This window comes from Ravibacter arvi, from assembly GCF_039540405.1.
Lineage (GTDB): Bacteria > Bacteroidota > Bacteroidia > Cytophagales > Spirosomataceae > Ravibacter > Ravibacter arvi.
Genome location: NZ_BAABEY010000020.1, coordinates 76,728 through 98,390, shown reverse-complemented (window position 1 = coordinate 98,390; position 21,663 = coordinate 76,728). Strand labels below are relative to the sequence as shown.

General features: G+C 50.7%; 13 protein-coding genes. 5 read left to right on the top strand and 8 right to left on the bottom strand.

Going from position 1 to position 21,663, the window contains the following annotated elements; all coding sequences use genetic code 11:
* Nucleotides 1–13 precede the first annotated feature (13 nt).
* Nucleotides 14–3,418, bottom strand: a complete 3,405-nt coding sequence (gene porU2, locus ABD852_RS10420) for a putative type IX secretion system sortase PorU2 (protein WP_345028449.1) — start codon at nucleotides 3,416–3,418, stop codon at nucleotides 14–16.
* A gap of 148 nt (nucleotides 3,419–3,566) precedes the next feature.
* On the bottom strand, nucleotides 3,567–6,716 hold the full coding sequence (locus tag ABD852_RS10415; protein ID WP_345028446.1) for a C25 family cysteine peptidase: 3,150 nt from the start codon (nucleotides 6,714–6,716) through the stop codon (nucleotides 3,567–3,569).
* Between the two features lie 266 nt (nucleotides 6,717–6,982).
* Between ABD852_RS10415 and ABD852_RS10410 the strand changes: the two genes are divergently transcribed.
* Nucleotides 6,983–9,157 carry a phosphocholine-specific phospholipase C gene (locus ABD852_RS10410; RefSeq protein WP_345028443.1) on the top strand — a complete coding sequence of 725 codons (2,175 nt, stop codon included), beginning with the start codon at nucleotides 6,983–6,985 and terminating at the stop codon, nucleotides 9,155–9,157.
* On the opposite strand, the gene ABD852_RS10405 is transcribed toward ABD852_RS10410, so the two are convergent.
* Nucleotides 9,141–11,234, bottom strand: a complete 2,094-nt coding sequence (locus ABD852_RS10405; RefSeq protein WP_345028440.1) for an outer membrane protein assembly factor BamB family protein — start codon at nucleotides 11,232–11,234, stop codon at nucleotides 9,141–9,143. The two genes, ABD852_RS10410 and ABD852_RS10405, sit on opposite strands and share 17 nt — an antisense overlap.
* Before the next feature lie 217 nt (nucleotides 11,235–11,451).
* On the opposite strand from ABD852_RS10405, the gene ABD852_RS10400 reads away from it, so the two are divergent.
* A complete protein-coding gene (locus ABD852_RS10400; RefSeq protein ID WP_345028438.1) occupies nucleotides 11,452–11,862 on the top strand; it encodes a hypothetical protein in 411 nt (136 codons plus the stop codon).
* Nucleotides 11,863–11,967: 105 nt separating this feature from the next.
* Here the strand turns inward: ABD852_RS10400 and ABD852_RS10395 are convergent, their stop codons facing one another.
* The 4 genes from ABD852_RS10395 to ABD852_RS10380 form a co-directional block, all read right to left on the bottom strand.
* Nucleotides 11,968–13,383: a DUF1501 domain-containing protein gene (locus ABD852_RS10395; RefSeq protein ID WP_345028436.1), complete on the bottom strand. Its 1,416-nt coding sequence runs from the start codon at nucleotides 13,381–13,383 to the stop codon at nucleotides 11,968–11,970.
* 39 nt (nucleotides 13,384–13,422) lie between these two features.
* Nucleotides 13,423–15,777 carry a DUF1549 domain-containing protein gene (locus ABD852_RS10390; protein WP_345028435.1) on the bottom strand — a complete coding sequence of 785 codons (2,355 nt, stop codon included), beginning with the start codon at nucleotides 15,775–15,777 and terminating at the stop codon, nucleotides 13,423–13,425.
* A gap of 177 nt (nucleotides 15,778–15,954) precedes the next feature.
* The gene (locus ABD852_RS10385; protein ID WP_345028433.1) at nucleotides 15,955–16,980 is read right to left on the bottom strand and encodes an energy transducer TonB; all 1,026 of its coding nucleotides are present in this window, start codon (nucleotides 16,978–16,980) and stop codon (nucleotides 15,955–15,957) included.
* Between the two features lie 11 nt (nucleotides 16,981–16,991).
* A complete protein-coding gene (locus ABD852_RS10380; protein WP_345028432.1) occupies nucleotides 16,992–17,345 on the bottom strand; it encodes a PadR family transcriptional regulator in 354 nt (117 codons plus the stop codon).
* 237 nt (nucleotides 17,346–17,582) lie between these two features.
* On the opposite strand from ABD852_RS10380, the gene cls reads away from it, so the two are divergent.
* The 3 genes from cls to ABD852_RS10365 all read left to right on the top strand — a co-directional run bounded on the left by cls (nucleotide 17,583) and on the right by ABD852_RS10365 (nucleotide 21,016).
* On the top strand, nucleotides 17,583–19,049 hold the full coding sequence (cls, locus tag ABD852_RS10375) for a cardiolipin synthase (protein WP_345028431.1): 1,467 nt from the start codon (nucleotides 17,583–17,585) through the stop codon (nucleotides 19,047–19,049).
* A 123-nt stretch (nucleotides 19,050–19,172) separates the two neighbouring features.
* Nucleotides 19,173–19,826 carry a GDSL-type esterase/lipase family protein gene (locus ABD852_RS10370; protein ID WP_345028430.1) on the top strand — a complete coding sequence of 218 codons (654 nt, stop codon included), beginning with the start codon at nucleotides 19,173–19,175 and terminating at the stop codon, nucleotides 19,824–19,826.
* Nucleotides 19,827–19,903: 77 nt separating this feature from the next.
* Entirely contained in the window at nucleotides 19,904–21,016 is a 1,113-nt protein-coding gene (locus ABD852_RS10365) for a Gfo/Idh/MocA family protein (protein ID WP_345028429.1), read from the top strand.
* A 35-nt stretch (nucleotides 21,017–21,051) separates the two neighbouring features.
* On the opposite strand, the gene ABD852_RS10360 is transcribed toward ABD852_RS10365, so the two are convergent.
* Nucleotides 21,052–21,660: a MarR family winged helix-turn-helix transcriptional regulator gene (locus tag ABD852_RS10360; RefSeq protein WP_345028428.1), complete on the bottom strand. Its 609-nt coding sequence runs from the start codon at nucleotides 21,658–21,660 to the stop codon at nucleotides 21,052–21,054.
* Between the last annotated feature and the right edge of the window lie 3 nt (nucleotides 21,661–21,663).

Sequence of the window (21,663 nt, the reverse complement as noted above, 5' to 3'; positions counted from 1 at the left end):
TCCGGTAGATAGCCTATTTGTTGACGACAAGCTTACCAGTTACACGGATTGCGCCTGTTGTAATAGCAGGTTCTGCTACTACTTTGTAAGTGTATAATCCGGAGTCAGCATTTTTGACATTCCAATACCACGATTTCGGAAGATTATTGTCGAAATCACTCATCCGGTGCTCATAGACAGCCTGACCCAACGCGTTAAAAATATGGAAAGTAATCGATTGGGTGCCGGCCGGGTACTTCTCCACCGAGAATTTGACAAAGTTGCCGCTGACGGGGTTAGGTGAGGCAATAACCCTAAGGGTATTTTCCTCGGCGACCACACGGAAAAAAACAGTATAACCACCGTCAATGGGGCGATTACCCGATTTGTCGGTTCCGGAAAAAAGAATCTGGTATTCCCCGGGGGCTAACGGACTACCTTTGTATGTGTAGACCAATTCGCGGTTAGAGCTGCCCGTCAACCAGGTCGGATCCAGTAGGATCGGTTTTGTCTCGCAGTTTTCGTCCCAGCAATTGCGAATATAGGCATCCAGAGTTACTGTGGATGGATCCAGTATCCGATCGTCATTGATCGTAAAATCGATTTGAGTCCCCACGGGAATGGAGGATTCATTCGGGATTTCCCGTGAAGTGAAGAGTACTTTGAATCGGGGGGAAATTAAATCCCCTATGGGGTCTGATGGATAGAGTCTTACATCTTTTGCTTTCTCCCAATCAAAAACAAGATCAGACGCATTGTTGGACTTAGAGAATTCTGTTAATTTTTTTTGAGGATCCAGAATGACCTCAAGCCGTTCTAAATCCTTGACGTTCTCCATATCGAACCATAAAGTATCGGCATTTCTCAAATCATTAAGCGTAACGGTTTCCAGTTCCCGTTTGCCGTTTTTGTATTCGAAAGTAACCTTAACTTCTATTTTCTCACCGTTCCGGTACATTCCGCCGTTCACCACCGCGACACCCGCTCTGACTTTTTGAGATTGCCCGATTGATTTGTCTTTCTCCGTTGCCGAAACAAAGATGCTTTGCCTTTCTTCGCTTACAATATAATCTGGTTCTTCGGCTTTTAATAATTTAAGCAAAGGGTCGCCCTGAAGGCATATCTGGTGCAGGCCCGCTGCGTCGTAGGCATTGTATCCCGAACCATTTGCAATTTTTCTGGAGACTGCCAGCAGAGTTTCGCCAATACTAGCGGAGTTGCTTTCCTCATTGAAAAGCGTTTCGTAGAAAGTCTGTATGTGCTTTGCGGAGGAGGAAATGTAGCTGTCGTAAGAATTTGCTATGATGGCGATAGCACCTTTGTTTGGAGTCAAAAGCCAGTCATCGGAGAGAATAGCAGTAGAGTTGCTTAAAAAAATATTTCCTACACCGCAGCCGTTGAAGTACATAACCGGGTATTTATTTTTATTGGCATATCCCCGCGATACGTCTGAAACATACCCGATATCGAGATCAGTAACAAGATAAGAGCCGTGTCCAAAGAAAGTTACCAACCCAATGCCATTGTTGATTTGCGAACTGATATTCACCCGTTGTACAGTTGGGCTGGAAATTGTCTTCACAATGTGAGAGACTGTGCCTGCATAAGAACTATTGGATAAAATAGGGTCTATTCGGGTAAGGATCCCTTTCAGGGTTTGAATCTCCGAAACGTTCTGTCCGCCACTCATGTGGAGCGCATTTTTTCTCCAGGATATGTCGAAGCGCTCGTGCTCATAACTTTTTACCTTTTCCAGGTATCCCAGAATCTGCTCGTTGTTAAATGCGGGCAGCCTGCCCACGGGCATTGCTGCTACATCTGCATGGTTGCCGGCCAGACCTGCAATGAGCAGGTTATCGGATCCTGGGTCTCCGAATGTGGGAACTTCATTGACCAGCTCCGGTACGACTCTCAACGGATAGCTCGTGTTTCTGCCGATAAGAAACAACCCTTTACGTTCTGCACTTTTATTTTCAAGCACATATTTCATGAAGTTCCTGATCGCGATCGGGCTGGGCTCACCATAGTTGAACAAATCATAAATGTCCCGAATGTTCATGACTAAGGTTTTGTGACTTCCACCGCTCGAAGACGACCGGTATTCGGCATAGGCCGTCGCTCCCTCAATCAGCGGTGAGCTTGTGACGATAAAATAATCGTATTTGGCTTTGTTAATAGGGCCAATAGCAGGTTTCGACTGTTCGTCAAATGTGTAAACCGGCCCTAAATTTACCTCGGATATCAATGTCTTCGGGATGTTTTGGTAGCCTTCCGGATTTGCTACGAAGATTTTAAGCGCTTTTTTGTCAATTGCTGTTACCTGAAACTCAATACTACCGCTTTTTTGTACCGGGCTTATCTGGATGGGGGCATCCGGGTTAGTAACATCAAAAGCCAGGGAAGCCGGCTTAGTTCCCGAAACTTCAATTCTCCTTGAAAAGGTATCCCGGTACGGAAAAGAAAAGAGCTGGTACCCGGAGCCTGGTAGTTCTGTTCTCTGCGGATAGTCAATTACGTAGTAGGCAATATTGAACCAATCAATAGTGTCTGCCGGACTTGCCGGTACCGAAGCCAGTTTGAGTGTCCCTGCCCCGGAACTACTAAAATCCGAGTTTTCCAGGTCGTAGGTGTCCCTACGGTGTTCAAAGCCTGAAAACGGGTGATTGGAAACGGTCCTGTACTTGCTTTTATCGGGAGAAACCATGGCGAATATGTTATGTGCATATGCACTGGACCCGACCAGGTAGAGCTCCAACGACGGCTTTCGGATCTCGCTCTTCGCCCATCGCTGTAGTTGCAGATCTGAGCGGTAAATCGTATCGGGGGCTATGCTGCGATAGGAAATCAGCCCCGCTAGCCGCTTGCTCATCCAGACATTTCCCGCTTCATAGAAGCTGTTATTAAGGAAACTGGAGAATCTGGTTGATTCGCCAAAAGCTTCCTTATAAGTTTTTACGTCCTTTTGAATATGAAAAGGTTCTACTATACCGCTAAGTTTGCTTCCGTCAACTGTCGGAAGCTTTTTAGGTTTGCTATCCGTTGTGAGAAAATAGACGCCGCGGTCAGCGTATAGGTTGACATACGGATGCTTGCGGGCCGTTTTGGGACGGAAAACCAAGCTATCCGAACTTCCGTCATTGATTACACCATAAAACAGGATTTCCTGGGCATCAGCTTTAATCAACGGAACTTCTTTGCCTCTATGCCACAACTGGAAGGTAGAACTGACGATCGATTGGTATTCCTTTGGTAAATCGCTGATTTTAATTCTCTGGATTCCAGGAGAAGTGACTTCTATTCTCAGGTATTTTTTTGAGTAATTAATCCATTCGTTACCATTAAGACTTTCTTCCCACTGTGCCAATAAGGGAAGGGGAGACCACACCAGTATCAAAAGAATAGCAAACAGGTTCAGCGCCCCAAATCGTCTTTCAGTCATCACACAAAGTTAGGTTTACAAAAGCAGACCCTGGCGGGCCGATAATCGCGGTGTCGCCGCTACCAATATCTTGATAACACACTTGCCGCGCCCGGGTCTCAATACTAAACGTCTTGGGCGTGTAGTATATGACGCCCGGGTACGGATTTTATTTTTTTATGATCTGTTTTCTCATTGTTGACCCGTTTTCTTCAGTCATTTCGACAACATAGACACCGACAGGCAACCCCTTCAGCTCTACCTGTAACCCGCTTCCGGACCGTATTTTCTGACCGGAGATACTGACTAACGTCCATTTTAAGGTGGCTTTCTGGGTAAAGCCGCTCAGGGTGACAGTCTCACTCGCCGGATTCGGATAGAGCTTTACCTCCTTGCCAGTACCAACCATGACCGAGACTATGTTGGAGTTGGTCGCTTTAGCACTTGCTCCCGAAGCTGCAATATCAATTTGTTTGAGCCGGTAGTAATTGATGCCGTCGGCCGGGGTATTATCTGAAAAATAATAGGTGGTTAGCCCTTCACCGTCACCTTTCGCACTGACACTGCCTATTGTTTCGAATTTCTTTCCGTCTAAGCTCCGTTGTATTTCAAAACGATCATTGTCTTTTTCCCAGGTTGTCTCCCACCGTAGCCGGACCGTCAGGTTTTCTGTAAGCGTTGCGGTAAAAGTTGCCAAGTTAACCGGTAATGAGCCGGTATTGGTTTTGAGCAGCTGTAAAGTCGGGTCGCCGTAGATATTGGTTTGATGAAAATGCGCAAGCGCCTGGTCATCAAGCGCCATAACCCTGGCCGCTGGCAGGCCTTCAAACCTGTTCCTGGCGATTTCCTGCCAGGTCCTTCCCAATGGTTTTCGCAAGTTGTCATAGTCAACAAAAAGTTTGCCGTAGAGCCTGATCAGGTAATCCCGGGCGCTGCTTACATAGGCGTCGTAGGAATTGGCAACCATTGCAATAGCACCCCTATCGGCCGTTGTGATCCATTTGGTCGCAAGAGTTAGCACATCATGACTGGTGAAAACATTTCCTATGCCGCAGCCAGTGATGTACATAAAGGGATAAAGACCCGAAGAATTGGTGTATTGGTCAGGCGTATTGAAATTGTAAAAAGGATTGGTGGCATTTCCATGTCCGAAATAACTAAGCACACCGACTCCGTTGTTTATATAATTCTTGAGGTCGTTTACAGCGGGTTGGGTATTTAGTGGAGGATTTGTACCCGAATAGTAGCTGGAATTATCTTTAAAAGTGATCTGCCATGGGTATGAATTGTTGTGCTTTATCTTGGCTTCGGCATCTGTAAAATGTTTTTTAAAGCTCGTAAGCTCTGAATACTCTTTGGTGCCTGAAATTTCCAGGATATTTTTCCGCCAGGCCAGCGCTTCGGCCGCATAACTACTGGATTGAAGCTCATAACTCTTCACCTTGTTGAGATAGTTCGAAACGTCTGTGGAGCTAAATGCCACGAGACGTCCGACCGGTATTGCGGGGATATCCGGATCCGAAAATACGGAATTTGAAAGCTGAGAGACAAGCAAACCGTCAGATCCGGGATCGCCCATAGTAGGTACTTCCGTTGCAAGCTCAGACTTGACACGTATCGGGTGAGAAACGGAATGGCCGATCAAAAAAAGGTTGTGCTCGTTTCGCGTCTCGTCTTTAATCATATAGTCAACGAACCTGCGTATTGCAAGAGGGCTGGGTTCGCCATAATTAAACTGGTTGTAGATATTCCGGGCAGATATGAGCAGGGTCCGGTGGCTCCCGCCTTCTGGTAATCCGCGGTAAGTAGCATACTGCCTGGCGCCGGCAAGAATATTTTTGGAAGTGTTATCGTGGGTTACGATCAATAAATCATAGGCGGCAGGGTTGATCATCTTCCCCTGCAGGTAATTCGGAGAGACATTGGTGAAACTCTCAAGCAGGTCAAAGCTGACCGGGTAAATTTTCTGGCTTCCAACGGTGGTTACGCCGGTGTTTGAAGAGAATGCCTGAAGCCTTAGCTCCGCTCCGGCAACGCGATCAACGTCGAATTGAAGAGTTGATCCGTTCAGTACCGTATTTTCGATTTGCCGCGGGTTATACGGATTGGTGATATCGTACACCAGCGTAGCGGAAGACGCGTTCTCCAGGTTGATTTTCCTCTTTCCGCTCACATTGTTTTTGAAATAGAAAGTTCTGGTGGCAACACCGTTCAGCGTGATTTTCTGAGGGTAGGAGATTGAATAATATGAAAATCCGAAAACATCCCTAACACGATCTGCCGCAGTGGTTCTCAATCCGAAGTATCCGGCTCCATTAGCAGAGATGTGGGTGTTCCTCTGCAGCACGAGATTAGTCACTTTTTTTCCGCTCAGTTTTTGAAGCGTTCCGGATTCCGTAAAGCTGGCTCCGGTGAAAAGGCCGGACTCGGTCGGACTAACGGATACCTGGTACTGGTGATCCCCCAAAACGTCCCTTACTCCGTGAAGCGCATACTCAAGTGTGATGGGGAGGGTTGGGTCTGCCGATAATTCCGTAAGGTTTACTGTTTCCGTAAACTTCTGCGGAATGTCATAAGCTACGCCTGACGGGCTCGCCATTGCGTTTCTGAAACCTGAGCCCGGCGTACTGGCGATAATTGTGAGATAGGCATTAGCCCCCACGAAAAAACTCTGGTTGTAAGGCACGCTTGCATTTTCGGCGCTGTTAAAACCAAAATTTACGAACATATTGGGTAAATAAGGGGTATTGGGATCACTAGCTTTATTGGCTGCATACTGGGTGTAAACTTCGGGAAAAAGCCTTTGCCCATTTGGATCCAGTTTCGAGCTGTTTCGCACGAGGGTTTGCGTATGATAAGACTCGCTGGTAACACCCACGGTCGGCGAACCGTTCAGTTTGGCTATTGCCGCTGGCGTACCGGTCGTAAAAAAGTACGAACTTTCTTCCGAATAGAAGCTCGTGGTTTGATCGAGCCTGCTTTCAGGGCCGGGGCGGAAAAGGAGACCGTCCGAAGCACCGTCATTTTTGACCGCCCAGAACACAACTTCCGTAGGGCTTACCTGTAAAGGTGTAACTTGCTTTCCCCGGTGCCAGATCTGGAAATTGGTTGCCGAAATTCCCGGGACGTTGCCCGTCAGGGATGCAAAGGAGACTTTATAAACACCGTCGGCATTAATTCCGATACGTGCGTAGCTTTTCTGATAATCAATCCACTCATTGCCGTACGGATGGGAAGTCCAGGGAGTCAGATCCGGAGCTTGTGCAAGGAGAACTGACTGTAAATTCGCCAGAAACAGAAGTAGAAGTATTTTCTTCATTTGGATTGAGAGAATGTTTTGTATAGATCGCCGTAGTGATGAGAACCTTTCGGTTTTAGCTGTAAATTGGCAAACAAAGATATAACTTGTCGCTGATAATTAAAGAAAATTCGACCGAAATTGTACGGTGGATACCCCGTTAAACCGAAACCTTAATACCGGGATAATCGTCGGATTTGATTTGGTTAACTATTTTGCCGTGAGCCGTGGAAAGTAGTCGTTCCAATTCGGTGAAAAATAATCGTTAATTCCTGTTTATCAATAAGATGCAAAACTTTAACCGCAGAGATTTTCTGAAAACGGCCGCGGCAGCGGGTGCGCTCTGGCCGGCCCTGATTGAAAAGGCGATGGCTGTCCGGGCCAATTCGGCCACCGGCTCTATCAGAGATGTGCAGCATATCGTAGTCCTCATGCAGGAAAACCGCTCATTTGATCATTATTTCGGTGCCATGCGCGGAGTACGGGGGTTTGGAGACCGCTTTCCCATTCCGTTGGAAAGCGGAGAACGTGTATTTCATCAGTCCGATGGCAAAAGGATCGTCCCGCCTTACCGTGCGCACGGTAAGAAAACCAATGCAGCGCTTATCAACGGTACCCCCCACGATTTCCCGGATATGCAGGCTGCATGGAACCAGGGTAAATACGGTTTCTGGCCTTTGTTCAAGACGCCATTTTCAATGGCCTATTACACCCGGGAAGAAATTCCTTTCCAATACGCGCTTGCCGAATCATTTACGATCTGCGATGCCTACCACTGCTCGGTAGCTACCGGGACGGACCCCAACCGGATTGTTTTCTGGTCCGGATCCAACTTTGATCCGCAAAAACGGGTTGCCGGGATTAATTGTACGGACCGTGATTCGGAGCCGGTCAATTTGCGGTGCTGGGTAGATGGCCAACTACCTGACCCTGGCTATCGTTACCGTGGAAATGCTTTTAACTGGAAGACAATTCCCGACGTTTTGCAAGACGCCGGAATAAGCTGGCGCATTTACCAGGATCCCAATAACAACTGGTCGGGCGCTATGCACGGTTGCCTGGCTTTCAGCAGCTTCCGTGACGCCAGGCCCGGTTCGCCTGTTTATGAGAACGGGATGCGGCATTGGTCGCTGAAGAATTTCCAGGATGACGTCAGCAACGGGACCCTGCCGGTGGTGAGCTGGATACTCCCTTCACAGGAAGAATCCGAGCACCCCGGTGCGCCTTCAAGCCCTTACCGTGGTGCTGATTTTACACACCAGGTGCTTGAAGCACTTGTTTCCAACCCGGAGGTGTGGAGTAAAACAGCATTTTTTCTCACGTTCGACGAGAACGACGGCCTCTTTGATCACATTCCGGCGCCGGCGGTTCCGTCATATAACCTTGACAGCTCGCTGGCTGGTAAATCCACAATCGACCTGGACGGAATGTATTTTGACAATGACAAAGGTACCGACCGCTTTGCCGACCCTTTCGCCAGGGGTGAGGTCGACAAGGACGGAAAGCCCGTGCGAACCAGGATCTACCAGGACACGCGTGACACAATTTCGGGCCGGCTCCGGCCCTGGGGAATGGGGCCGCGTGTACCGATGTACGTTATTTCCCCGTGGAGCAAAGGGGGCTGGGTTAACTCTGAAGTGGCCGATCACACTTCCGTCGGTCAGTTTATCGAGAAACGTTTCGGTGTTGTCATACCGGCTATCAGTCCCTGGCACCGTGCGGTGAGCGGCGACCTGGTATCCGCTTTCAATTTCACCAATCCCAATGACCCCTTGTTTCCACCGATGCCGCCGACTTCGGACTATCACTCGCGGGACGAGGCTTCGAAAAAGCTTCCCAAAGCCGTTGCACCGGATACGCCGGCGCCCCTTTTCCAGGAGCGGGGTGTGCGTTTTTCACGGGCGTTACCTTATGTTTTGAATACGGATTTCGACGTGGAAGGAAACAAGGTGCGGCTGGCATTTGTCAATACCGGGAAAGCCGGTGCAGTTTTTCATGTCTACGATCTTTATCACCTGGACAGGATCCCGCGCCGATATACAGTGGAGGCCGGAAAATCAATTTCCGATTACTGGCTGGCTGCCGAGGATGAAGGCCGGTACAACCTGGAAATATTCGGTCCGAACGGTTTTTTCAGAAAGTATGAAGGGGAACTGGAAACGGCCGGTTTGACTTACAGAGTAGACTATGAAAAAAAGACCGGCGGAATCGGGTTGGAACTGATCAATGGGCTGACAAAGGATATCGGGATTTCGGTTGTGGATGAAACCTATCATCATACCGGTTTTTCAGACAAAACCATCCGAAAGGGGAAGCGGCTCCTTAAAAGCTGGTCGTTATCCGAAAGTGGTTCCTGGTACGACTTTTCGGTTTTGGTGGGTGGCAAGCGTACTTTCAGGTTTGCGGGCAGGGTCGAAACCGGCAAGGATAGCGTGAGCGACCCCGCTATGGGCGCCGGATAAAGTCGCGTTCCGGAAGGGCAAATGCCAGATAGCGGTCTCCTGACCTGGTTTTTAGCTTACCACCGCCACAAGCAATAACGATGTACTGCCTGTTGTTAACGACATAGGTGCTGGGCGACGCATACCCGGCAGCAGGCAACGGGGCCTCCCATAGGATTTTTCCCGTATCCTTGTCGAACGCCCGTATTTTCTCATCACGGCTGGCGGCAATGACCACCAGGCCTCCGCCTGTGACCAGCGGGCCGCCATAATTGTCGGTACCGGTAGGAGCGATGCCTCGGGCGGTAAGCTCCGGATATTCGCCCAGCGGCACCTGCCATTTCTTTTTCCCGCTGTTGAGGTTCAAAGCGGTCAGGGTTCCCCAGGGGGGCGTGCTTACCGGGTAACCGTTGCGGTCATACCAACGGTTGTAGCCCAGGTGCTGATAGGGGACCACATTTTTGGCCGTAATCTCCACGTCTTTTTCGGGTTCTTTTTGCAGCAGGAAATCGACAATGGCATCTCTTTCCGTTTTCGAAATATGCGAGAAAGAAGGCATCATGCCTTTCCCTGTGGCAAGCACCTGCATAATTTCTGATCTTGTCCGGTGTTTCCCTATGTCGGCCAGACCTGGGAAAGAACCGTCGTGGCTTCCTTTTTTATCGGCGCCGTGGCACGACGAACAATAGAGCGCATAAGGTTTACTGGTTTGCCGGTCTGATGCCTCGCTTCGTTTTTTTAAGGTCATGTGAACGGGGATTTCCTTCGCCGGGATATACAGGATTCCTTCCGGGTCTGCGCCGGCTCCACCCCATTGTGCCCCGCCGTCAGTACCGGGAAAGTATATGGTGGTACGCTCGCTTAAGGGAATATAAGGCGTGCCGGTACGGGCCTCGCGCAGCATTTTTGAAAGTGAATCCCGGTCGGCCACCCAGGGATTGAAGTCTTTTTCAAGAAACGCTTGCCGTGTGAATGGTTCGGGTAGTTCCGGAATGGGTTGGGTAGGGCTTGGAACCTCTCCCGGAATGCCGTCCTGCGGGAAGCTGGTTTCGCGGATCGGGAAGACGGGTTTACCGCTCTCACGCTCGAAGACGAAGGTATGTCCCTGTTTGGTAATCTGCGCCACCACATCCAGCTTTTTTCCCCGGCGGGTAATGGTCAGCAAATTGGGGGGCGCGGGCGGGTCCCGGTCCCAGATGTCGTGGTGTACAAGCTGATAATGCCAGATTTTTTTCCCGGTATTGGCATCCAGCGCAATCAGGCAATTGGCATACAGGTTATTGCCTTTCCTGTTTACCCCGTAAAAATCGTGGGCAGCGGATCCGGTGGGAGCATACAGAATTCCTCTTTTCCGGTCAATCGCCATTCCCATCCAGTTGTTGGCGCCGCCGAGCCTGCTTCTGGGTTCGCCGGGTTGCCAGGAACGGTAAGCCGGATCGCCGCGCTCGGGAATTGTCTTGAAAGTCCACACCAGCGCCCCGGTTTCGGTGCTGTACGCCCTTATGTCGCCCAGCAAGGCAGTTTCGTTTTCGGATACCCGCACACCTGTGATCAACAGGTTGTTGAAAATGGTGGCCGGTGTGTTGGCGGATACATAGTGATCCGCGCCAGGCCGCTCGAGTCCTTTCCTCAGGTCAATTCTGCCCTGCTCTCCGAAACCCGCTACCAGCCGACCAGTTTTGGCGTCAAGGGCATAAATCCACTTGCCGGCACCGAAAAAAATCCTCTCCTCGTTACCGTTTGCCCAATACGACAGGCCGCGGCTGGTAGTACCCCCATTGTCGGTGAGCGAGGTTTTCCATTTTTCCTGGCCGGTGGCAGCATCCAGCGCGAACGCCTGGGTATCTGCAGAAACCCCGTACAGTATGCCGCCTATGACAATGGGATTGCATTGCATTTGCGTCCGGTTTTGTGCCGTATCTGCGCCACCGGAAGCGTAGGACCAGGCCACCTGCAATTGGTTGACGTTGTTTTTGTTGATCTGACTGACCGGTGAATAATGGTTGCGATTACCGTCGCCGTTGTACTCTTTCCAGTCGTGGTCGGACGAAAAAATCGAAAGCAGGAAACAGAGAATCAGGATGCCTGTGAGTTTCATAGCAGCATTAAGACGGGCAACAGGTCACTACTCTTTCGGGTAAAAGCAGTACGGGCACGGAATCTATTCCCTGCCGGCGAAAAAGCCGGGGTAGGGGAAGGCTGACAGGGGGGGCTTTGTTGTTGAAAAATCCTGTTTTTACAGGATTGATGAGCGTTTGCCAGCCGGCTAGCTTTGCTGGCAAATACATCCTTTAAAAATCATTACCTTAAAAACGATGAAAAAGATACTTTTCTTAGCGCTCATCCTGATGTCGCTTGCCGGTTGTAAGAAAGACAAAGACAATCCTGCCCCGGAGCTGAGCGCAAGGATTGCCGGCACGTACAAAGCGATCAAACTGACCTATGGCGGAATCGATATTCCGCTGACGGCTGCTTCGCAAAGCGAATTGACGATTACTGTTGACAAGTCGGGAGCCGATGCGATTACCGGTAAAATCAAGATCAAGCTCGAGGGACAGGTAACAGAAGACACGTTCGGACCTTTGAACCTCAAAGACTCCGGCGATGGCGGGGTAGACATTTACGAAAGCAGCCAGAAGGTGGGCAATATCAGCAAAACCCACCTGATGAATATTACTTCGGAAGAAGACGGTGTGGAAATGAACATCATTGCCCAGCGACAATAGTACGCCGACAACTACATCCTCAGATTGCCGGGAGAGAACTTCTCACCCGGCAATTGGTGTATACAATGTTTTTTTGAAAAGCTGAGATCCGGCGACCCGGGCGGCTCAGGAAAGTAAATCGAGCACCGGTTCACCCTTACCGTCAGGGGTGGTATAAAAAGGCCTTTTCTCTACTTCGTATTGGGTGTCGGGTGGAATCCCGAGCGCGTGGTAGATGGTTTGGTGTACCTGTTCAATTTTGACCGGGTTTTCTATGGTTTTACAGGGACGTTCGTCTGCGGTTTTACCGTAGACAAACCCGCGTTTGATCCCGCCGCCAAACATCAGCATGGAACACCCGTCGGTAAAATGGCGGTGCATGCCGTAAAATTTCATGTCCGTCAGAATATCGGGTTGGTTCACCTGCTCCTGTACTTTGGCATCGGGCCGGCCCTCCACCATCATATCGCGGCTGAATTCACTGGCCAGTACGATCAGCGTCCGGTCCAGGTGTCCGCTTTGGTCCAGGTCCCTGATGAGCTGGGCGACGGGCCTGTCAATCATTTCTTTCATGCCTTTCAGCCGCGTATGACCGTTTTCGTGGGTATCCCATCCCTTGAAGGGTTCGTATTCGGTCGTTACGCTTATGAACCGCGCTCCCTGTTCGGTAAGGCGTTTTGCCAGCAGGCAGCCCAGCCCGAAACGGCCCGTATTATAGATGTCGTAAGACGCCTTAGGCTCGGAACTGAGGTCAAAGGCCTTTGATTCAGGAGAATTGAGCAGCATATAAGCCTGTTCCATTGACCTTCGCAGCGATTCTTTCTGGTAATCGCTGGTGTATTCTGCTGCAGGCCCTTTTGCAATCAGGTCATTGTATAGCTGGTTACGGCGTTCAAATCGTTTGGCGTCCATTCCTACCGGTGGTCGGACGCTTTCCAGTCCCTGGCTTGGGTCCGGAATCAGGAAGGGGCCGAATTCGTTGCCCAGGAACCCTGCAGTATGAAAGGCTTTCAGCTCCTCGGCTTCACCGACGGTAAAGCGCTGGCCGATATTGACGAATGCCGGTATTACCGGGTTTTTGGGGCCCAGCTCCTTGGCAATCCATGAACCCAGGTGCGGGGCTGCCACGGTCTGCGGCGGTTCGTAACAGGTATGCCAGTGGTACTGGTGCCGCGAATGAAGGATGTGCCCCATATCGGCAGCGACATAAGACCTGATAAGCGTTCCCTTGTCCATCACCGACCCGATCGATTCCAGCCCCTCCGAGAACCGGATGTCGTCAAGTACGGTCGGCACGGCTTTGAAAGTGCTGAGTACCCGGTTGCCTTCCATATCCTTTTCGAAAGGCGTATAGCGTTTGGGGTCAAAGGTTTCGGTATGTGCCATTCCTCCGGCCATCCACAGCAGAATGACCGTGTCGGCAGTCGAATTGGTTCCCGCTTTCCTGTTACAACCGGTCAGGAGCGCCGGGATGGGGGCGCCTGCCGCGAGTGCCGCCAGCGTAGCGGCGCTTGTATTTTTTAAGAAACTTCTGCGATCCATCCTTTCTTGTTCACGCTTTTGAGCTTGAATATAAGCTAATTACAGGATTAATTGAAATTCCGGCGACAGGGCAATGGCCCAAACCAGGTCTTGTATGCCTGCTTCATCGGGGACTTTCCCAAGTGCTTTTTCGGCAGCTTCCAGCTCCCTTTTTTCAGGTAGTCGACCGTAGGCTTTCAGGTACAATTCATTGATAAGCCCGTCGGAGGTCGGATAGCGCCTTTTCCATTCTTTCGATCCGGCTTTGAGCGTTTCATAAAACGTGGTGCCATTGGTCAGCTCCAGGGCCTGCAGCAGGTTGGCCTGGGTCATACGGCTGGTGCTGACGGTTTCGCGGTTGGGGCGTCCCAAAGCAGTCATAAACCTGTCGTTGATGACCAATGAAGCGCGCGGGAAGGGCATCTTTTTTCTGATGTCTTCGGGCAGGCGCTTCAAAGCCATCGCCGAATCCGGGTAAACGGGGTGGAAAGTCAGGCTGATGGCATCGGCGAATTGTTCGGCGCTGAGGCGCCTTCTCACCATCCCGGTGAACTTAAAGTTTTCGGCGACCAGTTTGCCGGCGTCATCAATTGAAACCGAAGGCATCTGGTAGGTCTTTGAAGTCATGATCTGGAAAAGCAGGCGCCGGGTATCGTAGCCGTTCTCCGCAAAATCGTAAGCAAGCCAGTCGAGAAGGTCCTCGCTCCAGGGAAGGTTGTCCATAACATCCACGGGTTCTACAATACCTCTTCCCATAAGTTGTGCCCACATCCGGTTGACAAGGGTACGGTAGAGACGGCCGTCTTTGGGTTGCGTCAAAAACTCCGCAAGTTCCTTAAGCCTTTGGTCGGGCCGGGCATCGGCGCTGATCTCTCCCAGCTCTGAAAACAGCATTTTGCTTTTCGCCATTTTCCCGGTGGGCTGGTCGCAGCGATGAATTTCGAGCGTAGAGTCTGCAAATATGTTGGCAAAACCGTAGGCGTCTTCGAGCTTCCAGTCCGAGATGAAGCTGTCGTGGCAGGAGGCGCATTTCAGGTTCAGGCCGAGGAAAACCTGGGCCACATTTTGAGCAGCCTGCATCTGCGTGCTTTGGCTGGAATTAATGGTACCGCGCCATTTGATGCCCTTGATAAAGCCTTCCGAAGCTTTTTCCGGGCTAATCAGTTCCTTCACGAACCAGTTGTAGGGCTTATTGTCCCGCAGCGAGGCGTAGAGCCACCGGGTGATATCGAACCTGCCGCCGGTGATGTAGCCCGTGCCTGAGTAGTCGTTGCGTAGTACATCATTCCAGAACGTCAGCCAATGCTGGGCGTAGTCATCATCCCGTTTCAGGAGTGTTTTTACGAGTACTTCCCGTTTGTCAGGTGCGGTCGAAGCCTCGAATTCAGCGATTGCTTCCGGGGTGGGCAAGAGGCCGATAGCGTCGAGGTAGACCCGCCGGATGTAGGTTTTGTCGTCTACCAGCTCGGGCCATTTGACCTGGTGGGTATTAAAATAGGCGTTTACAAACCGGTCTATAGGCGTGGTAAACCCGGCGGTCGCGTCGGGGATCTTCGGCAGTCTCGGCTCCAGCGCCGCCACCCTGTAGATACTTTTCTCCTTTCCTTCCGGCCAGGGAGCACCGCGGTCGATCCACAGTTTCAGGACGTTAATTTCGTCGCCCGAAAGCAGCTTGCCTTTGGAAGGCATGATTTCCTTGTGTCCGGCGGGCAGGGTGATGCGCCGGATCAGTTCGCTTTTTCCGGACTTGCCGGGCACAACCACGGGCCCGTTTTCGCCGCCGGCGAAAACGGCATCCTTGCTGTCTAACCGCAATCCTCCTTTTTTCTTGGCCTCGCCGTGGCAGTTGTAGCAGTTATGCGCCAGGATGGTCCTTACCTGCAGGTTCAGATCCTCTACCTGCTGCGGTGTCAGTGTTTCGCCGAATGCTGCGAGCGAAATTGGAACGGTTGCAGCATTTTCCTGGTTGCTTGCCCGGTTAAAGGGGAGCACACCGGAAATATAGTCTTCGCCATGCGTCAATGTCGCGCCGTAATGCCCGGCTACGGTCACGCCCCCAACTGTAAGTGCGAGCAGGGCCCGGTAAAGCGAGACGTTCCTTTTTGTAAAGCCCCATAGCGAAGCGGCTGAAAGTCCGAAAGTCGCGATACCGGTCCACCGGTGGATTTCGAGCCGGAGACCCTCCGACTCTTCCTGCCCGGCCAGCATCCAGCCGAATATTACCGCCAGGAGAGCGCTCAAAGTGCCTGCCCATAGTAAAACGTTCAAAGCGGGCCGGTAAGGATTTTCGCGTTTTTTTAAGGCCAGCAGCTCCAGCAGAAGTGCTGCGCAGAGTAATCCAATCGGGAAATGAACGACGAGCGGGTGGAGTCTGCCCAGGAGTTGCCAAAGCCAGAAAGGATCCGATGGTGTCATAATGTCAATTAAAGCCGGGTTGGTTAAATTTTTGCCGGTCAAGATAGGGAGAAAATCGGTTTTGTCTAAATCTTTGCGGTCTAAAATCCTATCCTTCTCGTTGGCCGGTGTTCCAAAAAAAAAACGGCCACCGGAATGCAGTGGCTGTTTTTAGAGGAAGAATTTATTGGTAAGGGACTATTGTTCGAGCGCAAAATTGACGGGCAATGTAAAACGGACCCTTACCGGTTTTCCCGCCTGTTTACCGGCCCGCCACGGTGGCATGAGCTTTACTACCCGCGTAGCCTCTTCGTCACAGCCGAACCCGATCCCTTTTACCACGGATACCTCCGCTATCCGGCCGTCGGGCATTACGGTAAATTGCATAAAGACGCGCCCCTGAATACCGGCCCTGACTGCGGCGGGCGGGTATTTAATGTGTTTGCTCAGGAATTTACTGAGGGCTGCCTGCCCGCCTTCAAATTCGGGTTGTTGCTCCGCTGCTATGAATGTATGGTTGTCTACCGTTGTTTCGGCGCCGATTGCTTCGCCTTTTCCTTTGGAGGCGAATTCTGCAGGAGGGAGAATAACGTCTTCGAGATTTTCGCCCTCGACATCCCGGGAAGAAATCTGCGCCTTCTGCAAGTCCTCGATGGCCGGCGGGGGGCTTTCCTCTACGGGATTGGTGACGACTTCCGGCGGTAAAAAACGGATTTGCTTCTGTACCGGCGCCTTTTCTGCCGGCGGAGGCAGCACGATCTCCGGTTCTTTCCTGGTTTCTGTGTTGATGGTAGTGAATTCACCTGCAACGAAGATATCATCTTTCTTTTCCTGCGCAAACCTGGACATAAACCTGGGGAGGTAGGCGAGCAGGCAGAAAAGCAAAATGCCTGCAACCAGTCCTTTTTGCACATTTCGCGCATAACCGACCCGTAATGCATAGGCGCCGTACATTTTGTTACGACCCTCAAAAACAATTTCGTCAAGTGAAGTATTCATGGCCAACAGATTTTGATGTTCCTGGTTCAAAGCATGTACTAAAGCCGGTGTAACCTCCTTGCTGACTGCCTGCAGCGCATGGGTTACCGTGTCGCCTTCCCACATTTTCTCTTCTGCTTCACAGGCCAGATGGTCCAGTAGCTCAGGAAGCAGTGAAAGGTCTGTATGGGCGTCGGAAAGCAGACGCCTGAGTGATTCAATCCCCTGGTCAGATAGCCGTTTCATCGGACAACACTTTAAGTGGCGGCAGGTTGGGGCACATTCAGCAAGCGCTGCAGTGCGTCCAGGAACCTTCCGAGTTCAATGGTCTTTTCCCTGGCAACTTCGGTGCCCTGCTCGGTAAGCGAGTAGTACTTTCTGAGCCTGCCGTCTACTTCCATAGATTCGGTAAGCAGTATTCCTTCCTGTTCGAGTTTATGCAGGACCGGGTAAAGTGCGCCGAATGTGAGCGAGATCTCACCTTCGGTCTGGTCTTTTACGGCCTGTGTAATCTCATAGCCGTACATACGCCTTTTCTCTGCAAGCAGATTGAGGACGATGGTTTTCAAGGTGCCGCGTAAATATTCGCTGTTGCTGACGTTGTTCTCCATGTTGGATTATGTTTCTGAAACAAATATATATAAGATTTTTATATATACAACTATTGTTATGAATATTTAATTATAAAAATGGATCTGATACATAAATTCATAATGTTGGGGGCAGAGATGGAGTAAACCAGTGTATTCTGACGATTGAACAGGTAGTTGTGAACGTGAATTTTTGACGGCGGTTCAATTGCTGAATTACCAATTCGTATATTCGCTTCGGATCAAAAAGCCGGAATTATGCTTCAGGATACGAAGTGGTTGCTGGTGCTGGAAGTGCTTTATGGCGCGATAGGGATCGTGGCGGTCGTAAGGATAATTTATGACACCCGATCGGTTTCCAAAACGCTGGCGTATTTGCTGTTGGTCGTATTTGTGCCCATACTGGGTGCGATCTTCTATTTTTCGTTCGGGGTCAACTACCGGAAGCGCAAGATGTACACGAAAAAGCTGAAGATGGATGACGCCACAAAGGCACAGCTTCAGCGCGAGTTTGCCGGCTACGGAGAGCAGGTGTGGGAGAAAAAATACCCGCTGCTGAAACGGCATGGCGGATTGGTCAGGCTGTTGTCAAGCGACCGTGTCGGGAGATCGTTGCTGTCAGAAAACCAGGAGGTAAAAATTCTTCAAAACGGAGAGGAATTGTTTCCTCGCCTGATCGAGGAAATGAAAAAGGCGCAACATCATATCCACATCGAGTTTTACATATTTGAGGATGACGAGATCGGCAGGACCATCAGGGATGTGATGATTGCGAAGGCGAAAGAAGGGGTCGAGGTACGTTTTATTTATGATGATTTCGGCAGCCTCAGTATCAGGCGTTCATTTGTCCGGGAGCTGCGGGAGAATGGTGTGGAGGCCTATCCTTTCAACCGGATCAGGATCATAGGCCTTGCCAATCGTCTTAATTACCGGAACCACAGGAAAATAGTGGTCATTGATGGGGTTACTTCCTTTGTGGGCGGGATCAATGTTTCCGATAAATACATTAATACCGACAAGGGCGGACTGTATTGGCGCGACACGCACATGATGATCAAGGGCTTGTCGACTTTTACACTGCAGCAGATTTTCCTGACGGACTGGAATTTTTGCTCAAAAAACAATATACGGGTAGAGCAAAAGTATTTCCCCCTTGAAAAACATAGTGCTTCGGGGGGAAACCTGGTGCAGATCGTGGCGAGCGGGCCGGATTCGGAATTGCCCGGGATTCTCTTCTCCATTATGCAGGCTGTGAACCAGGCCGAAAAGGAAATTTTTATCGTAACGCCCTACTATATCCCCGATGCCAGCCTCCAGGAAGCGCTCGTTATTGCTGCTCTCCGCGGAGTTGAAGTGAAGCTGCTTGTCCCGGAAAAGGGAGATTCTTTTACGGTCAGTATAGCCTCGCATTCCTATTTTGACGAGCTTCTAAGCGCAGGGGTCCGGATTTATCTCTATCAGAAGGGCTTCATACATGCAAAGACCTTTGTCATTGATCGCGTGGTAGCGTCAGTAGGAACCGCGAATATGGATACCCGGAGCTTTGACCTTAATTTTGAAGTCACCGCCATTGTCTACGATGAAAAAGTTGCGGAAGAAATGGCCCGGCAATTTTTTGAGGATCTCGGGAACTCGCGCGAGCTTCACAAGCGAAGCTGGGGGAAACGCCCCTGGTGGAAGATCTTTGCAGAAAGACTCGTCCGGCTTGTATCACCTATGTTGTAAAAATAAAACCACCCACCCAGCCTTTTGTATATGTTACAGAATTTGTCCCGCATGTTATTGTCCTTTTTATTCGCGTGCGGCTGCGTTGCAGCCTTTGCCCAACAGCCTGTAAAAATAATGCCTATGGGTGACTCCAATACCAGGGGTACCATGTCGGAGCCGCCGGGAGGCTACCGGCTGCCGCTGCAGCAGCTGCTCGACAGCGCGGGCATAAAGTACGACTTCGTAGGAAGCCAGACCCGGCATTCCGATGGAATGAAAGACCCTGAACACGAGGGATTCGGCGGCTGGCGCGTACATCAGATCCTCGAGGGGCGGGAAGAGAAGTCCCTTGGGCTGAAAAGTTTAGGTACAGACCAGGTAATGGACCGGTACGAGCCTGATGTGGTGCTGGTAATGGCCGGGATCAATGACGTTTTCAGGGGTGATAAAGCAGAGAAAATCGTCACCGATATGCGCGATCTGTTGGTGGCATTGTTTTATAAAAAGCCGGATGTGAAAATCCTGCTGGGTAATTTATTGCCGGTCAGCAGCGCAAGGGTTGCTTCGGGCGAGGTAAAACAGGACTTTATTGTCCAGACCAGGCGATACAATGAGCAGATACCGGCGGTAGTAGACGCACTGAAAAAACTGAACTACCGGATTGAGCTGGTTGACATCCATTCGGTGGTCGATGAAACTGAATTGGTAGACGATGTGCATCCCAACTCCAAGGCGATGTCTAAAATGGGCCGGGCGTGGTTTGAGGCATTTATGAAAAGTGGTTTTTGGAAATAGAGCGCAGTTGAATGGGTTAAATTTGTGAAATTCTTTTATATTGCATAATAATTCTTATTTCACGTAGCCGATCAATCATGAAGAACTCCCGTCGTCATTTCTTACAAAGCATCGCTGCCTCAGCATTTGCTTTTCCTGTATGGTCGGCCGCTGAAGGGGCGCCGTATGGGGCGGCCGGTTCGCAGGAGCGGGTGCTGCGGGTAGCGCTGCTCGGGCTTGGCGGCTATGCGAAGCGTGTGGCTGAAGCGATCAAAGACTGTAAACGAGTAAAAATAACAGGCCTGATCAGCGGCACCCCCGATAAACTGAAAAGTTGGGGGAGTTTGTACGGGGTGCCGGAAAACAGTCGTTACAATTACGAGAATTTTGACCGCGTAGGGGACAACCCCGATATTGACGCTGTTTATATTATCACGCCCAATGCGCTGCACAAAGAACAGGCGATTCGCGTTGCCAGGGCCAAAAAGCATGTGATTTGCGAGAAGCCGATGGCATTGAACGCGAAGGAGGGTGAGGAAATGATTGCTGCCTGCAAAGCGGCCGGTGTGCAGTTGCTGGTGGGCTACCGGCTGCATTTCGAAAATAAAACGACTGCGATTATCCGGATGCGCCAGGAGGGGGAATTTGGCAGAATCCGTTTTTTCCAGGGATTAAGCGGGTTCAAAATCGGCGACCCCAGCCAGTGGCGCATGCAGAAAAAGCTCGCCGGCGGCGGAGCATTGATGGATATCGGTATATATGCCGTTAACGGCGCGCGCTATATGGTGGGCGAGGAGCCGATATGGGTTACCGCCCAGGAAACGAAGACCGACCCGGAGCGTTTTAAGGAGGGAGTTGACGAAACAATACAATTCCAGCTGGGGTTTCCCGGTGGCGCAGTGGCCTCTTGTCTCTCTACCTACAACATGAGTTACCTGGACCGTTTTTTCCTGAACGGCGAAAAAGGTTTTGCGGAAATGCAGCCTTCTACCGGCTATGGTCCGCTGAAGGCACGTACGCACAAAGGTGAGCTTGATATTCCCCATGTTACGCACCAGACGCTCCAGATGGATGGAATGGCTGCGCTTTTGCTCGACGGGAAGAAACCCCTTGTGCCGGTAGACGGCGAAGAGGGGCTGAAGGACCTGAAAATCCTGGATGCTATTTATGCGGCCTGCGCCAGCGGCAAAAAGCAAATGCTGAAGCTTTGAAGAGACGCTCCCCGGGCAGGCTTCCCGCTCAAGTATTACTTCATTTCGTGTTCCGGGCAATCGACCCGTAGCGCAGTCACGTGCAGGTTTTCATTGAGCAGCCTGCAAAAATGCTTCTGCCCATTCCCTGATGATTGGTAGTAAGCGCAGGTCGTGCACATTCTTTGAATGGTAATTACTTCTGATTGGTTTAGATGCCTGATGATATCGAGTAAGCTCAAGAGCAGGTTTTCTTTGTCGTCGGGAGCCAGTCTGTCAATCGGGGTGCGGATTTCCCGCGTAAAAAATGAGGTTTTGTCAGCAAGCTCTCTTCCTTTTTCGGTCAGGTTAATCGTATAGCTTCTGGTGTCCGGCTGCTCCTGTTCCTTGGCAACCAGTTTTTTTTGCTCCAGGGTCTTGACAGTTTCGCTGATAGTGGCTTTGGTCATATTGAACTCCTCCGCCAGGTAGCTGACTTTTCTTTTTTCACGACTGTGGTAAAGCAGAAAAATCAGCACCTGCACCTGAATCGGACTCAACGCGAAAGCTTTGCTTTCCTGCCAGAGCAAAACACGGAAAGCCTGGGCAATCCGCTCCAGGGAAGCTACGATTTTGCTTTCAGTGCTTGTCGCCTGGTGTGCCAGGTCAAAATCAGATGGTTTCATGCG